16 protein-coding genes are annotated in these 16,316 nt (G+C 39.2%); 9 read left to right on the top strand and 7 right to left on the bottom strand.

Annotation, left to right across the window (positions count from 1 at the left end; all coding sequences use genetic code 11):
• Nucleotides 1-20 precede the first annotated feature (20 nt).
• The 7 genes from H5R88_RS05480 to H5R88_RS05450 all read left to right on the top strand — a co-directional run bounded on the left by H5R88_RS05480 (nt 21) and on the right by H5R88_RS05450 (nt 6,935).
• Nucleotides 21-1,553 carry a gluconokinase gene (locus H5R88_RS05480; RefSeq protein ID WP_182600440.1) on the top strand — a complete coding sequence of 511 codons (1,533 nt, stop codon included), beginning with the start codon at nt 21-23 and terminating at the stop codon, nt 1,551-1,553.
• Nucleotides 1,554-1,566: 13 nt separating this feature from the next.
• Nucleotides 1,567-2,910, top strand: a complete 1,344-nt coding sequence (locus H5R88_RS05475) for a gluconate:H+ symporter (RefSeq protein ID WP_182600439.1) — start codon at nt 1,567-1,569, stop codon at nt 2,908-2,910.
• Nucleotides 2,911-2,989: 79 nt separating this feature from the next.
• Nucleotides 2,990-4,009, top strand: a complete 1,020-nt coding sequence (locus H5R88_RS05470) for a LacI family DNA-binding transcriptional regulator (RefSeq protein WP_182600438.1) — start codon at nt 2,990-2,992, stop codon at nt 4,007-4,009.
• A gap of 51 nt (nt 4,010-4,060) precedes the next feature.
• On the top strand, nt 4,061-5,590 hold the full coding sequence (locus H5R88_RS05465) for a gluconokinase (protein ID WP_182600437.1): 1,530 nt from the start codon (nt 4,061-4,063) through the stop codon (nt 5,588-5,590).
• A 192-nt stretch (nt 5,591-5,782) separates the two neighbouring features.
• A complete protein-coding gene (amaP, locus tag H5R88_RS05460; RefSeq protein ID WP_182579090.1) occupies nt 5,783-6,328 on the top strand; it encodes an alkaline shock response membrane anchor protein AmaP in 546 nt (181 codons plus the stop codon).
• 14 nt (nt 6,329-6,342) lie between these two features.
• Entirely contained in the window at nt 6,343-6,534 is a 192-nt protein-coding gene (locus H5R88_RS05455) for a hypothetical protein (RefSeq protein ID WP_182579089.1), read from the top strand.
• Nucleotides 6,535-6,551: 17 nt separating this feature from the next.
• Nucleotides 6,552-6,935 carry an Asp23/Gls24 family envelope stress response protein gene (locus H5R88_RS05450; RefSeq protein WP_182600436.1) on the top strand — a complete coding sequence of 128 codons (384 nt, stop codon included), beginning with the start codon at nt 6,552-6,554 and terminating at the stop codon, nt 6,933-6,935.
• A 362-nt stretch (nt 6,936-7,297) separates the two neighbouring features.
• Here H5R88_RS05450 and H5R88_RS05445 read toward each other — a convergent pair whose 3' ends face one another.
• Entirely contained in the window at nt 7,298-7,438 is a 141-nt protein-coding gene (locus tag H5R88_RS05445) for a hypothetical protein (protein WP_231795045.1), read from the bottom strand.
• Nucleotides 7,439-7,564: 126 nt separating this feature from the next.
• On the opposite strand from H5R88_RS05445, the gene H5R88_RS05440 reads away from it, so the two are divergent.
• A complete protein-coding gene (locus H5R88_RS05440) occupies nt 7,565-7,888 on the top strand; it encodes a hypothetical protein (protein ID WP_182579086.1) in 324 nt (107 codons plus the stop codon).
• 64 nt (nt 7,889-7,952) lie between these two features.
• Here H5R88_RS05440 and H5R88_RS05435 read toward each other — a convergent pair whose 3' ends face one another.
• From H5R88_RS05435 to parE, 5 genes are all read right to left on the bottom strand, one after another.
• Complete coding sequence (locus H5R88_RS05435; protein ID WP_182600435.1) at nt 7,953-8,342, bottom strand: iron-sulfur cluster biosynthesis family protein; 390 nt, start codon at nt 8,340-8,342, stop codon at nt 7,953-7,955.
• A gap of 128 nt (nt 8,343-8,470) precedes the next feature.
• Nucleotides 8,471-9,406 (bottom strand): manganese-dependent inorganic pyrophosphatase, encoded by a 936-nt coding sequence (locus H5R88_RS05430; RefSeq protein ID WP_182579084.1) that lies wholly within the window; start codon nt 9,404-9,406, stop codon nt 8,471-8,473.
• A gap of 120 nt (nt 9,407-9,526) precedes the next feature.
• Nucleotides 9,527-9,982 (bottom strand): NUDIX hydrolase, encoded by a 456-nt coding sequence (locus H5R88_RS05425; protein WP_182600434.1) that lies wholly within the window; start codon nt 9,980-9,982, stop codon nt 9,527-9,529.
• A gap of 16 nt (nt 9,983-9,998) precedes the next feature.
• Nucleotides 9,999-12,464 carry a DNA topoisomerase IV subunit A gene (parC, locus tag H5R88_RS05420; RefSeq protein ID WP_182600433.1) on the bottom strand — a complete coding sequence of 822 codons (2,466 nt, stop codon included), beginning with the start codon at nt 12,462-12,464 and terminating at the stop codon, nt 9,999-10,001.
• A gap of 18 nt (nt 12,465-12,482) precedes the next feature.
• Nucleotides 12,483-14,507, bottom strand: a complete 2,025-nt coding sequence (parE, locus tag H5R88_RS05415; protein WP_220477582.1) for a DNA topoisomerase IV subunit B — start codon at nt 14,505-14,507, stop codon at nt 12,483-12,485.
• A 210-nt stretch (nt 14,508-14,717) separates the two neighbouring features.
• On the opposite strand from parE, the gene plsY reads away from it, so the two are divergent.
• Nucleotides 14,718-15,347: a glycerol-3-phosphate 1-O-acyltransferase PlsY gene (gene plsY / locus H5R88_RS05410; protein WP_182600432.1), complete on the top strand. Its 630-nt coding sequence runs from the start codon at nt 14,718-14,720 to the stop codon at nt 15,345-15,347.
• A 41-nt stretch (nt 15,348-15,388) separates the two neighbouring features.
• Here the strand turns inward: plsY and H5R88_RS05405 are convergent, their stop codons facing one another.
• Nucleotides 15,389-16,267: an aldose 1-epimerase family protein gene (locus H5R88_RS05405; protein WP_443673983.1), complete on the bottom strand. Its 879-nt coding sequence runs from the start codon at nt 16,265-16,267 to the stop codon at nt 15,389-15,391.
• Nucleotides 16,268-16,316: the final 49 nt, after the last annotated feature.

The raw sequence follows: 16,316 nt of genomic DNA, 5'->3' as shown, positions 1-16,316 counted from the left end.
ATAAAGGGAGAATTACTACAATGAATTATTTTATTGGTGTCGATGTTGGAACTACTTCTACCAAAGCAGTCCTTTATGACCAAAATGCAACTGTGTTAGATCAATTTAGTCAAGGTTATTCCCTTTACCGCGATGCTAGTGGAATGGCTGAACAAGACCCAGCGGCAATTATCGAAGCAGTCGAAAAAGTTATTTATAACGCGGCAAAAAAAGCAGATTTAACAACCGGAAAATTGTTAGCGGTATCATTCTCTAGTGCTAATCAAAGTGTAATCATGCTCGACAAGAATTTTAAACCTCTTTCCCGGGTAATTACTTGGGCCGATACTCGTGCGCGTGATGTCGCAAACGAATTAAAGAATAGTCCTGCTGGTCAACAAATCTATGCTAAAACAGGTACACCTATTCACCCAATGTCCCCATTGACCAAGATTATGTGGCTCAATAAGACGCAAGCAGATAAGGTTGCTCAAACTGCTTATTTTGGTGATATCAAATCCTACCTCTTCCACCAGTTTTTCAATACGTTTAAGGTTGATGTTTCTATCGCCTCATGCACAGGAATGATGAACATCAATACGTGTGACTGGGATGATCAAGCATTGGAACTCACTAATGTAGACCGTTCACAATTACCAGAAATTGTAAATGGAACCACCCAGGCGATTGGCCTAACAGCAGAAGCACAAGCAAAGATGGGCATCCCCGCTGATACACCATTTGTCTATGGTGCTTTCGACGGTGCCTTATCTAACTTAGGTGTAGGTGCCATCAAACAAAACACTGTAGCAATTACTATTGGTACTTCAGCTGGCGTGCGAGTTGTCACTGATCATCCCGTGATCGACCCTCAACAACGACTTTTCTGTTACGCCGTTGATAAAGGATTATGGGTAATTGGGGGTCCACTTAATAATGGTGGCGATGTCTATCAATGGGCCGTTAAACATTTGGTTGATGCCAGTGCAGTCAAAAATGAGAACATTGATCCTTACACCCTTGCTAACCAGGTTATTGAAGGTGTACCCGCCGGCGCTCACGGCTTACTGTTCCATCCATTTCTTGGTGGTGAACGGGCCCCGTTATGGGACGCTAATGCCCGTGGTAGTTTCTTTGGCCTTTCTCACATCCATACCCGTGCGGATATGCTGCGATCAGTAATGGAAGGAATTTGTATGAATATTGCAACAGTTTTCCAAGCGGTTCGTGACCTTGTTGGTAAGCCTGCCAGTGTAACTGCAACTGGTGGTTTTGCGCGCGCCGAAGTTTGGCGGCAGATGTTAGCAGATGTCTTAAACTGCCCCGTTAACATTCCTAACTCATTTGAATCTGGTTGCCTCGGCGCAATTACCATGGCAATGAAAAGCTTAGGAATGATCGAAAATTATGAAATTATTAAAACATTAATTGGTGATATCAGTTCTTATCAACCAAATCAAGAAGCAGTTAATATTTATCAAAATTACTTACCACTCTTCAAACAGGTCGAAGGATTATTAACACCAGCATATTCGACAATCGCTAAATTACAACAACAATCTACTACTCATTAGGAGGTCAATTACTATGCCTTTACTTATCGTTTTAATCGGGGTTATTCTCTTAGTCTTCATGATCGTTAAACTAAAGATGAATACTTTCGTTGGTTTAGTAATCACATCATTCATCGTCGGTTTGTTACTCGGATTACCACTTACAAAAATTTCCCAGACTATTGAAACTGGGATTGGTGGCCAACTTGGACACTTAGCTATCATCTTCGGTTTTGGTTCAATGCTTGGTAAATTAGTTTCTGATGCCGGTGGTGGCTATCGAATTGCGACAACCCTGATTAATAAATTTGGTCGACGTTGGATCCAGGTTGCAGTTATCCTTGCGTCTTTTATCATCGGGTTAGCACTATTCTTTGAAGTTGGTCTTGTCGTTGTTTTACCAATCATCTTTATCATTGCCCGCGAACTTGATATGCCGTTGATGTACCTTGGGATTCCAATGGCCGCAACCTTGAACGTTACGCACGCCTTCTTACCACCACACCCGGCTCCAACCGCAATCACGGATATTCTTGGGGCTAACCTTGGACACGTATTGCTACTTGGTATTTTAGCCGCAATCCCAACAATCATTATTGCTGGTCCAGTTTATAACTGGGTATTACAAAAAGTGTATCCTCGTGTTTACCGTAAAAATATTGATATCTCAGTTCTAGGCGAATATAAAGAATTTAAGCTTGAAGAAACCCCCAAATTCGGTATCTCCGTTCTGACTGCAATGATGCCAGTTATCTTAATTGCTATCGCTACTATTTGTTCGTTCATTTTCCCTAAGAACAATCCACTTAATGAATTCATCCAATTTATCGGTGCCCCTGACCTTGCAATGCTTCTTTCATTAATCTTCGCAATCTTTACCATGGGATTATGGCGAAACAAGAAAATGGAAGATATTTCAACTGCTCTCGCCGACTCAATCAAGCAAATCTCTGTAATGCTTTTGATCATCGGTGGTGGTGGCGCCTTCAAGCAAGTTCTTGTCGATGGTGGAATCTCAAAATACATTTCTAGTTTATTCGCCCAAACTAATATTTCTCCAATCCTCGCTGCATGGTTAATTACAGCGCTGCTGCGGATGTCACTCGGATCATCAACTGTTGCTGCAATGACTGCTGCTGGCCTTGTTGTTCCAATGGCACATCAATTTGGCGGTAATTCCGTAATGGCAACATTAATGGTTCTTGCCATCGGTGCCGGTTCTGTCTTCTGTGGACACGTTAATGATGCAGGTTTTTGGATGATCAAAGAATACTTTGGTCTTTCATTAAAAGAAACTTTACTTTCATGGACAACCTTAACTTCCGTCTTAGCACTTGCAGGTTTGGGAGCTGTTTACGCCATTTCACTATTTATTTAAGTCAATTTGAGCGTCCTAGCGAATTAGCTAGTGACGCTTTTTATATGGTTTGGTATCCTTAATAAGAGAACTAATAAGGATGATGAATAAACAAATGACGCAACATACTACTATCGCTGATGTTGCTAAAGCAGCTGGTGTTTCAACGACTACCGTTTCGCGTATTATCAATGGTCGTTATGACAAAATGCGCCCAGCAACACGTAAACGAGTAGAAAAAGCAATTAAAGACCTTCACTTTGTTCCAACTGCCTCTGCTCGCCAACTTCGGCAAACTCACAGTCACGTTGTTGGAATCCTCGTTGGAGATATTTCTAATCCCTTTTCATCTTTACTTGCTAAAGGGATCGATGATGTTTTGCAACAAGCGGGTTATGATATTCTCCTCATGAATACGAATAATTCACGGGAAAACGAAAGCCGTGCCCTTCAACGTCTATATCAGCAACGCGTTGACGGAATTATTGTTCAACCCAATTCACGCCACTTCAGTCAATTTGCTCCTGCTATTCAAAACGATATTCCGCTTGTTATCGTTGACCGCGAAGTTGATGACCAGCCTTCTACAGTTGGCAAAGTAACTTCTGCGAATCGTGATGCTTGTTATAACCTCGGTAAGATTCTTTATCAAAATGATTATCAGAATATTCTAACTGTCAGTGCGCACTTTGCGGAAGCATCAGGTCAAATTCCCCGGATTGCTGGTTTAAAAGTGGCAGCCACTGATCATGGCCTGAGTTATCACAATATTGAAACTCGGGGACATGATCAGCAGTGGCTTACCAAAACATTCTTGCAACAATTAAATGAGCTGGAAGGAAAAACTGCGGTTGTTTCATTAATGGGCCCCATTTTATTTGACCTTTTAGCAATTTTCAAAGAACTAAATCTTTCCTTTCCCGATGATCTTGGCTTAGTTAGCTTTGACGATTGGGAATGGTCGCAGTATGTCGCTAAGGGGATCTTTTTATTGAAGCAAGATATGGAGTTAATGGGTAACTTAGCAGCTAATAAGCTATTAAAGCAAATTAAACAACAAAGTACAATCAGTTCTACTACCCTTTTACCGGTTGAAATCGTTGCACACCAGTCACTTTAGCATATAATATTACAAAGAGAATTAAATTGAGTTTTTAAAGGAGAACAATAAATGAACTACATAATTGGTGTTGATGTTGGAACCTCTAGCACAAAGGCTGTTTTATATGATCAAGATGCGCAGGTGATCACACAAACTAACCATGGCTACGAGTTACACCGCAATGCCGCGGGAATGGCAGAGCAAGAACCAGAAGAAGTAATTAATGCTGCTGAACGAGCTATCCACGATGTTGCGGCAGCAGCTGACCTCAGTACTGGGAAACTACTGGCAGTCTCAATTTCAAGTGCAAATCAAAGCCTCCTCTTATTAGATAAAAAAAAGAAGCCCCTTTCACGGTTAATTACTTGGGCCGATAGTCGAGCTCAACGCGCGGCAGACAACCTCAAAATGATGACTGAAGGGCAACAATTATACATGAAGACAGGGGTTCCTGTTCACCCCATGTCAACGTTGACAAAACTCCTCTGGTTACAAGAAGATGAACCAAATTTGTTTAATCGTGCAGCATATTTTGCTGATATCAAGGCATACCTTTTCTACCGGTTGTTTAATGAATTTAAGGTTGATATGTCCATTGCTTCTTCAACTGGCTTAATGAACCTCAAAACTTGTGAGTGGGATGAACAGGCACTTCAAGTTGCGGGGATAACCAAGGACCAACTACCTGAAATTGTCGATGGAACAACTCAAGCAGTTGGCTTAGTTCCCGAAGTCCAAGAAAAATTAGGAGTACCGGCTGATACGCCATTTATTTATGGGGCCTATGATGGTGCTCTTTCAAATATCGGTGTTGGTGCAACTAAGCAAAATACAGTTGCAATTACAATTGGTACTTCTGCAGCTGTACGAGTCGTAACTGATCATCCTGTTATTGATCCAGAACGGCGCCTCTTCTGCTATGCTATTAATAAAGGGTTGTGGGTTGTTGGTGGTCCGCTTAATAACGGTGGTGATGTCTATGAATGGGCAGTAAAACATCTTGTTGATAGTAGTGCAGTAAAAAACGAACAGGTGGATCCTTATACTTTAGCAAATCATGTCATCGAAGGCGTCCCTGCTGGCGCTCATGGCCTCCTCTTTCACCCATTTCTTGGCGGTGAGCGAGCTCCATTATGGAATGCCAAAGCCCGTGGTAGTTTCTTTGGGCTATCACAAATTCATACACGAGCTGACATGTTACGGGCTGTGATGGAAGGAATTAGCATGAATATTGCGACTGTCTTTCAAGCTGTCCGTGCACTAGTAGGTGAACCAGCGAGTGTTACTGCAACCGGTGGCTTTGCCCGTTCAAAAGTATGGCGTCAAATGCTTGCAGATATCTTAAACTGTCCTGTTAATGTTCCAGACTCATTTGAATCTGGTTGCCTCGGGTCAGTAGTTATGGCTATGCAAAGTTTGGGAATGATCGATAGTCTGAATACGCCACAAAAGTTCATTGGTAAGGTCAGTCCTTATCAACCGGATCCAACCGCAGTAAAAGTATATCAACGCTATACTCCGCTCTTCCAACAAATTGAAGAGATGCTCGCTCCTGCTTATTCTGAAATTGCAAAACTTCAAGAAAGACAAAATAAATAATAAATAAATGCCATCCTACAACAATTATCTTATTGTAGGATGGTTTTCTTAATTATGACTATTCTGTTAATAGGTTCTTAATATTACCTTTAGTGTTTTTTAAATCAATGTAAATCGTTTTCATCCATGTTATGATTAATTCATAGCAAAAATATATTTGGATAAAAGTTTCATAGAAAGGAAGTGGTACTAATGGCCGCATGGAAAAAATGGTGGATCTCATTTGTGATGATGCTACAGGTAATCGTTGGAATCGTTGTTGTCTTGTTATGGTTTTATCGTAATCAAACTTGGACGATTCCAATTAATGATTGGCTTCACAGTCCCATTGGTCAAAGTTTCTCAGCAGGAGTTGCAGTATTTTTAATCATTGTTGCTTTAACCGTAATAGCAATTGCCGTTCTTCGCCCAACAACAACTAAACAAATGACAATCGCTAAGGATGGTGCTAATAAAGTTCAAATTGATCAGCATGCAGTTGAACACAGCTTAACTACTTCAATTGCTAAATTTGACCTTTATAACCCCGTAATTAAACTCAAAATGCACCGCAATAACCATAATGCAGACGTTACCATTCATGGAATGCTTTCTAAGAGAACCAATCCAAAACTAATTCATACAGTACTGCTCCAGACAATTAAAGAAAACCTTAAACGGGATTTCGATATTGATCTTAATAAATTACACATTAAGCTAAGTCCCTACTCAAACCGAGAATCAGTTAACATTATTTAAAAAGGAGGTACTCTATGAAACTTGCTACAATTGGCGTTATATTAGGACTGCTCATTAGTATTAGTTGGATTATGTGGGGCTTCTTCCCAATGATTGGCATTCTATTAACTATCACTATCTTAGGCGGAATCGGCTATATTCTTGATGCAAAAGGCTATTCATTGAATAAGCTTGCAATAAAAATGTTAAATAAATTTGCCAACTAATTCGAGGAGGAATTAACATGACAACCACTACAAATAATAAAGCAATCGACGAGCAATTAACATTCGATGATCAAGTAATTGAAAAAATTGCTGGAATCACCGCTAATAAAGTTCCTGGGATCCTTTCCCTTGACGGAAATATGTTTAGTGAATTAGCAGATAAAGTAACTTCCGGAAGTAATCCAACAAAGGGAATTGATGCCGACGTTGGCGAAAAGCAAGTTGCATTAAAAATGGAGGCAACCATCGAATATGGTAAAAGCGCTCCAGAAATTTTTAAGGCTGTTTGTTCTGAGGTACAGTATGCAATCAATAAAATGACCGGCTTAAATTTAGTTAAGTTTGAGCTGCATATCAATGACATTAAAACAAAAGAAGAAGTGGGAAAAGATACGAAATAAAGGAAAAAAACTCACCCCTTGCAAGGATAGCTGAGCATTCGAATTTAAAAATAACAAAGAGGTTGGATTGTTTTCCAGCCTCTTTGTTTGCATAATAAATAATCATTTAAAATGACGCCCTAAAATACCTAAATCACGTTTAATACCATCAAGCTCGGCCACTTGTGGTAAAAGCTCCATTGAGTAAAACCAAATGATTCAAACCATTCTTTCCGTTCGTCAATTGCTATCGAGATAAGATCCGCAGTAGCTAATCATGATGGAATAATTTGATTATAAATTTCAACAATTTTGGTAAATCTTCAAGTGCAGCTTTTCGGTATGCTAACTCCAATCTACTTTCCTCTAAAGGTTTTACTAAACTAATTTTTTTGAACCATTCGAGCTAACCCCATCATCATACTTAATAAAATTCCGATTGAAGCTAATAAGGTGTATCGACGCAATTGTTGGTTTTCTTCAGTTAATAATTTTATTTCTCGCCGCATAACTTTTTTCTTCACTGCAAACACCGCCTTCATTAATTTTAACAAGATAATCATATCATATTATTTGCGATTACTTCTTAATATTTTATCTTTATCCTGTTAATGACTATAATAAAAGTCATAAGGAGATGTGTATAGGATATGATTTTAAACGATACTATCAGTATTTTATTATTTTTCGTATTTGCTTATCTTTTTAATTTTAACTTTCACCGCGATAACTATGCCTATGCCTTTGTAATGTTTATCGGCATGATGGTATTTTACGGAGATTTTTACCACCATCTCCCCGTTACTTGGAAATTATATATTTTACTTATTGCTACTTTTTTATGGGCCTTATTTACAATTTTTATGGGGAGACAAGCATTAATTAAGCCAGCTCACCGTAAACATTTTTCCTATGCAACAATTATTGGAATTTTTGCAATTATTATCACTTTTATCTTCAGGATTATTCTTTAAAAGCAATAAGGGAGCGTGATCATGAAGTCGCATTGGGCTTCTAGCACGCTCCCTTAGTATGTTCCTAGCAATCATGTGCTCGATCAATTTGAGAATTTAAATTTGTATTACTAAGATCCAGGACTTCAAGATTATCGGTTAAAACACGTTTAGGGCTGACAAGTGGCATTGTAAAGTATTGAGGATTAAACCTTACTTCCATTTCATCATCAAATTGAACTGCTGTATGACCTTTAATAAAAAGATCCCCTAGATTAGAGGTGATTTTTTCATTATAGTCCGGGGTATCCAAATCCACTTTAACAAGAATTAGTCGATAATCACCATCTAAACTGCAACTCCCAACTGCGGAAAAGGGACCAACTCCATCATCAAAATCTAGGAGCATCTTTTTAGACGATAATTCATAACGTTGTAAACGCTCAACAGCTTGATCAGTAAATGTGATATTCATTAATATCAACCCCGTTTCCTAAAATCAGTACTTATATTTTAACTAATTAAGAATAAGCTGTGAAATTTAAAGCTCAAAAACTGAGCAAAATTATACAATTTTGCTCAGTTTTTTGATTGATTTAGTTATTAACCTTCGAATGCATCAGTCAAAGGAGGAACAACTTGCTTCTTCCGTGATACAACACCTGGTAAATTCATCCGCTTGTTTTCGTTAAGCTTCTTACCAAAGGCTGCTTCTACCTTTTCAGCAGGATTACCAATAACCAATAATTCTGAATCACTGTTTAAGATGTTCGTAGCGATTAATAAGAATAAATCATAATCGTTGTCATCCATTAAACTTTGCATTTGACTTTCTAGATCAGCTTGACGAGCAAAAACATCATCTAGATCAACAGTGTTAACTTGACCGATACGAACCTTCTTGCCACCAAGTTCAAAGGTTTTAGCATCACCATCAACGATATCAGCATCAGACTTAGCACCAAGGTTAGTGCCAGCCTTAAGCATTTCAATACCATACTTTTCGTAATCTTCAACACCAGCGATCCGTGCCAAGTACTTAACAGCTTCACGGTCGTGGTCAGTTGTAGTTGGGGACTTCAGAAGTAAGGTATCAGAAATAATAGCAGAAAGCATCATCCCAGCCAAGTCAGCAGGAATATTAATGTGCTTTTCTTGGAACAATTCTGTAATGATTGTACTTACACAACCATAAGGGCGAACAGTTGCCCAGAGTGGTTGGGCAGTTTCAAAGCCGGCAATCCGGTGGTGATCAACTAAGTGCGTTACAGTGACCTTATCAATATCACTAACACTTTGTTGTGGTTCGTTGTGGTCAACAAGCATTACCTTGTCTACCTCGTTTGCAGCGGTTTCGATTACGCGTGGTGCTTTCATACCGAAAGTCTTCAATGCAAACTTAGTCTCATCATTTGGTTCACCTAAAGCAACTGCTTCAGTTTCGTATCCCAATTGGTTTTGGAAGTATGAAAATGCCATTGCAGCGGTAATCGCATCTGTATCAGGCTTTTGGTGTCCAAATACTAATTCTTTGCTCATATAAATTCCTCCTGTTTGTTCACTACTTTAATCCTAATTATTTCTAGGATGTGAACCAATCTACATCCCTATTCTATCATGGAAGTTGACAGATTAAAGAATATTTATTAAATATCTTCCTTATTTATGAATAAAATTCTTTAAGATCTGCCACATTTGTCCATGCTGATTATTGAAGAAGCGCGGCGGTTCTTCATCTAAAGGAAAATATTCAGTAGCCGTTGTTTCTGTAATTTTTGGTCGATAATGCTTAGCACTACCTTCCTTAACTAAGTAAAAAGCATTAACTGGTTGAACCCGGTCACCATTAGGATAAGTGTAAAAATCCTGATCAAGAATTGCTAGTCGTTTGATAGGCACAATTTCAATTCCCGCATCTTCTTTAAATTCTCGCTTTACCGTTTGCTCAAAAGATTCGCCAAATTCCATATAACCGCCTGGAAAGCCCCAATCACCAGTATCAGCTCGTTTCTGAAGCAGGACAGCTCCCTGTCCATCCAATAGTGCTCCTGAAGCACTAGTCATTATTAGGGGACGGTGCCCAACTAGATCACGAATTTCTTTAATATATGCCAAAATCTCCGTCCTCTTTTCAGTTTTGGCTAACAGGTTCTTCAGATAAAACATTCGTTTCTTTCATTCGAAGTTTTACTGGTTTCCCCTGTGTATCCGTATCAATTACAAAGGTCCCGTTTGATTTAATCGAACTTAAATGGTGATCAGTAACCATTATATCTTGGAATGCCGGCCGATTAGTAATAACCTCAAATGCTCCCTGATAGTCATGATCGTAAGCAAGGAAGTCTGCAATTTCATGAGGATGGGATTTCAATCGACGAAGAACAAGTTCTCCTCGTCGTGCTCGTGCCCCAACCTCAATCTCATCAACTGGTATTTCCTTAAATGCTCCTCGTTGGGTAATCACAGCAATATTTTGACCATCTTTAACCAAAATTTGGTCTGCCACTTGGTCATCATCTTTCAAGTTAATAGCCCGTACACCAGCTGTCCGGATTCCTGTTACAGGAACATCCGCGACATCATACCGTACTGCATATCCTTGGCGACTAATTGTTAGTAATGAACGATTCTCATTTGTTGGTTCATAGTAATCAACATTTACAACTTGTGCATTATCCCGTAGTTTAATTGCAACGCTTGCATGACTCTTGTAACGAGAACCCGGCTTATAGTCATTAAATGCCGTTTGCTTTACTTGACCATCGCTGGTTCCCATGATAATTGTTCCTGGCTGATCCAGTTTATCAAAAATCATTGCTTTAATGATCTCTTCATTATCTGCTAAGCCTATTGTTTGTGAGATATGTTCGCCAGTATCCTTCCACCGCGCATCCGCAATTTCATGAATTGGTCGGTAAATAATGTGCCCAAGGTTGGTAAACATAAATAAATGCGATAACGTGTTCGTTTGTTGAATCAATAATGGATAATCATCTTCTCTAAGACCGTTTTCTTCTTCTTCCGAGGCCTTGAAGGAACGAATGCTACTTCGTTTGATGTAGCCGGCATGTGATACTAAGACCACAACATCTTCGTTTGCGACCGTAACTTTAGTATCAATCTCAAGCTTTTCAACATGATTTTCAATCTTAGTCCGTCGTGAATTGCCAAATTCCTTCTTAATGGACCTAATTTCCTTAGTAAGAACGTTTGCTAACTCATTTTCGTTAGTTAGGATTAACTGATATTCATTAATCCGCGAATTTAATTGCTTTTGTTCTTTTTCTAGCTCAGTTACATCCGTATTTGTTAAGCGATAAAGTTGCAGAGTAACAATTGCTTCGGCCTGTTCAGGTGTGAAGTTATATTCTTTTACTAAATTTTCCTTTGCGTCCTTACGATTCTTACTTCCCCGAATCGTTTTAATGACTTTATCCAAAATTGAAAGAGCTTTGATTAGCCCTTCAACAATATGCAAACGCTGCTGGGCCTTCGTTAAGTTATATTGTGTCCGGCGACGAATAATCTCTTTTTGGAATTCGAGATAAGAAGTCAAGATTCTTTTCAACCCAACCCGCATTGGTCGTTGGTCATCAATCGCAACCATATTGAAATTATAGTTGATCTGTAAATCAGTGTTCTTCAATAAATAATTGAGGATCCCATTTGCATTTGCTCCACGTTTTAGTTCAATTGCAATCCGCAATCCACTACGATCAGTTTCATCTCGTGCTTCTGCAATCCCCTCAACTCTTTTAGCAAGGCGAAGATCATTTATTCGTTTAACTAATTGCGCCTTATTTACTTCATAAGGAATCTCCGTCACATTAATTTGTTGCCGACCACCCCGCAAGGTTTCAATCTCCGTTTTTGCTCGTACGACAACCCGACCACGGCCAGTCTGGTAAGCCTTGCGAATTCCATCAATTCCCTGAATAATTCCACCAGTTGGAAAATCAGGACCAGGAATAAATTCCATTAGCTTATCCAAAGAAGCAGTTGGATGCTTGATAAGATAAATCAGTGCATCAAGAACTTCACTTAAATTATGCGTTGGAATTTCAGTAGCATATCCAGCAGAAATTCCAGTTGCCCCATTAACGAGTAAGTTCGGAATACGTGCTGGTAAAACTGTCGGTTCCTTTTCAGTATCGTCAAAGTTTAAAGCCATCTCAACTGTATCTTTGTCGATATCTTGAAGCATTAAACCTGCTATTTTACTAAGCCGGGCTTCAGTATAACGCATGGCAGCTGGTGGATCACCATCCATTGATCCATTATTACCATGCATTTCAATCAGGGGTTCACGTAATTTCCAATCCTGACTTAACCGAACTAATGCTTCATAAATTGAACTATCACCGTGGGGGTGGAAGTTACCCATTACGTTTCCGACTGATTTAGCAGACTTACGAAATCCTTTGTCATAAGTATTTCCATCCTTATTCATGGCAAATAAAATCCGGCGCTGAACCGGTTTTAATCCATCACGAATATCAGGCAAAGCTCGTTCTTGAATAATTGATTTTGAATAACGCCCAAAACGATCACCCATGATCTGTTCGAGTGTCATATGTTCAATTTTTCCGTTTCTCACAAAACTTGATTCCCTTCTCTATTTATTCCATGTACTAATGGTAGGCTCTTTAGTTGGAGGTAATTGCCCTTTATTCTCAACTAATTTATCAGATTCTTGATCATCGGCTAACGTGAATTGGACATTTTCTTCAATCCATTCTCGCCGTGGTTCAACCTTATTACCCATCAAGGTAGTTACACGACGCTCAGCTAATTCAGCATCCTTGATACGAACTTGGATTAGTGTCCGAGTTTCTGGATTCATCGTCGTTTCCCACAACTGATCAGCATTCATTTCACCAAGCCCTTTGAACCGTTGTAATTGTGCTCCCTTGCCCATCTTTTCAGTCAATTTTGTTAATTCTTCATTAGTCCATGCATACGTGATATTAGTCTTAGCGCCTCGTCCCCGTTGCAAACGATAAAGTGGTGGAAGAGCAATATAGACCTTTCCTGCTTCGATCATTGGTCGCATATACTTATAGAAGAAGGTAAGTAGAAGAATCTGAATATGAGCACCATCATCATCGGCATCAGTCATAATAATAATCTTATCGTAGTTTGAATCTTCAACATTAAATTCAGAACCAGCACCAGCACCAACAGTATAGATAATTGTATTCAATTCTTCGTTTTTTAAGACATCATCTAACTTCGCCTTTTCTGTATTTAGCACTTTTCCGCGTAATGGTAAAATTGCTTGGAATTTACGGTCACGCCCCTGCTTAGCTGAACCACCGGCCGAATCCCCTTCGACTAGGAATAATTCATTTTTCTTAGCATTTTTTGATTGGGCAGGAGTCAATTTTCCAGAAAGATTACGTTCCTTTTTACCCTTTCGTTTACCACCACGGGCTTGGTTACGGGCTTTGCGGGCAGCTTCTCGGGCTTCACGTGCTTTTAATGCCTTCCGAATTAGCATCTGGGCAAAGTCACCGTTTTCCATTAGGGCATAATTAAGCTGCTCACTGACAATTGCATCAACAATTTTCCGTGCTTCAGGAGTACCCAGTTTATCCTTTGTCTGGCCTTCAAATTGAAGTAGACGTTCTGGAATCCGAACAGAGATAACCGCTGTTAACCCTTCCCGAACATCACTACCTTCTAGATTTTTATCATTAGCTTTTAACAGGCCAACCTTTTTTGCATATTCATTGAAAGTCTTCGTCCAGGCACTCCGGAAGCCGGCTTCATGAGTACCACCATCTGGAGTTCGGACATTGTTGACAAATGATAACAAGCTCTCAGAATAACCATCATTATATTGAGCTGCTACTTCAACTTCAACTCCATCTTGCTTTCCATCAAAGTAGAGCGTCTTTCCTAAAACGTCCTTACCCTCGTTAAGATAAGAAACGAACTCTTGAATTCCATTGTCGAACTGGAATACATCTTGTTTCTCTTGACCAGCCCGCTTATCGGTAAGGGTAATCTTAATCCCCTTCAATAAAAAGGCTGACTCACGAAGCCGATTAGCTAAGGTATTATAGTCATAAACAGTAGTTGAAAAAATCTTTGGGTCCGGCTTAAATGAGACGGTCGTTCCGTTCTCCGCTTTGGTTTTTCCTAATTTTTTCAATGTCCCAACTGGTTGACCGCCATCCTTAAAAATTTCTTGGTAACGGACATGATCACGGACAATTGTCAGCGTTAAATGTGATGATAAGGCATTTACTACAGAAGCCCCCACACCATGAAGGCCCCCTGAAGTCTTATAGCCATCTGACTGACCAAACTTTCCTCCAGCATGAAGAACCGTCATAATAACTTCGGGCGTAGGCTTACCGGAAGCATGCATCCCAACCGGCATCCCTCGACCATGATCTTGAACTGTAATCGCATTATCTGCTTCAATGGTGACGTTAATCTCATCACCATACCCGGATAACGCTTCATCAACGGCATTATCCACTATTTCATATACCAGGTGGTGCAATCCACGTGAATCAGTCGATCCAATATACATCCCTGGTCTTTTTCGTACCGCCTCAAGTCCTTTTAATACTTGTATGGATGAGGCATCATATTTTACTTCTTCTTTGGCCACAAAATGACCTCCCATTGCCAATATTATACCTAAACGTATGTTCGGAAAATTATTTTACCATTTACATTTGTTAATTGTAAAGCTAAACTGGCTACAATTTCAATTCATAATTAAAATGATACTGAAAACTTGGTAGATTGGCAAATTATGTCTTCCTAGTGGTTAAAATCAAATATTCATGCTATGCTTAAAAGCTGTATAAGCTATTATTAAGGAGCTATTTATATGATTTTTGAAATTATTGGGATGATTATTATCGCTTACCTATTAGGTTCAATCCCAACTGGCCTCTGGATCGGTAAGTATATTTATCATAAGGATATTCGTAAGTTAGGCAGCGGGAATATTGGAACAACAAATACCTTTCGGACATTGGGCTTTAAGGCGGGTGTAGTCGTTTTAGTGATTGATGTTCTAAAAGGAACCCTTGCCGCTAGTCAGCCATATTTTTTAGGGATATCGGGAACAGTTAATCCACTATTAATCGGACTCTTCGCTAGCCTTGGTCACACTGTATCGATATTTGATAATTTTCATGGTGGGAAGGCTGTGGCAACTAGTGCGGGGATTCTATTAGCTTATAATCCCCTCCTCTTTGTTGTTGCCTGTTTGATTTTTATTTTTGCTTTGTGCTTAACAAGTATGGTTAGTGCCGCCAGTATGGTAGGTATTAGTGCAATTTTCATTATTGCCCTCTTCATTCATGCGTGGATTTTAGCAATCGTAGCAGGAATATTAACCGGAGTGGTCTTTTACCGCCACCGATCAAATATTCACCGAATTTTATCAGGAAAAGAATCGATGGTAAGTTTTGGCCTTGGCTATTATTTACGAGAAAAGAAACAAAATAAATAGGAGACTGGAAATGAGAATTTTCACAGTCTCCTATTTTTTCGTTAAAATGGCTTAATGCTAAAGTGATAATTATCTGTTTCATTTGGTGCAAGGCGGTGCATCCCCTGCTTATGAAGGAGTAACCCATCAGCGTTGACATTATCAGCTATTCCCCACCATGGTTCCACACATACAAATGGAGCTGTACTTGGATATTGTGACCAAACACCCACGTATTCCGTATTAAAGGTATCAACTACAACCCCATGATTAGCAACAGTATCTGTTAATTTGGCTGTAAAATGGCCACCATCTGTTTTGAAAATAATAGCATCCTTATTAAAAAGATCATGATTAAGTGATAACGAATCCTTCATATCAATCAATTTTGGATGAGCCGAATCGTTATAGGCGCCATCTAAAACGATCCGTGAATATTCTGTTGCCGGTTTAACACTTAATTCTGTTTGTTCAAAACTACCAACACTAGTTAATGGCATATTAAAACCAGGGTGTGCGCCAATAGCATAGATTAAGGTTTCATTCCCACTCGGGTTTTTCACCGCATAGCTGATTGCAATCTTATCAACAATTAATTCAAATTTTACCTGAAGACTAAATGAAAAAGGAAAAGCCTTCTTAGTTTCATTATCATCATGCTGTTCCATCACAACCACCGATGATGTTTGATCAATAACTTGAAATTTTCGATCACGTGCAAAACCATGTTGCGTTTGATGATAAGTTTGGTTGTTATATTGGTATTGATCATCTTTTAAGCGGCCAACGAACGGAAAGAGGATTGGTGCCTGCCGATTCCATGAAGCGGGATCCCCCTGCCATAAGTATTCAATTTCGTTATCCTGCCGTTTAATACTATGTAATTGAGCACCTAATTCATCAATTTGCACAGTTAATTGTTGGTTTTGTAAAGTAATCATTGTTATCGATCCCTTCAATTGATAATCGTTTAACATTAAGTATATAAAA

The sequence above is a fragment of the Limosilactobacillus agrestis genome, assembly GCF_014145585.1.
GTDB lineage: Bacteria > Bacillota > Bacilli > Lactobacillales > Lactobacillaceae > Limosilactobacillus > Limosilactobacillus agrestis.
Note: the sequence above shows the minus strand (reverse complement) of the source record. Positions and strands in the feature narration are given on the sequence as shown.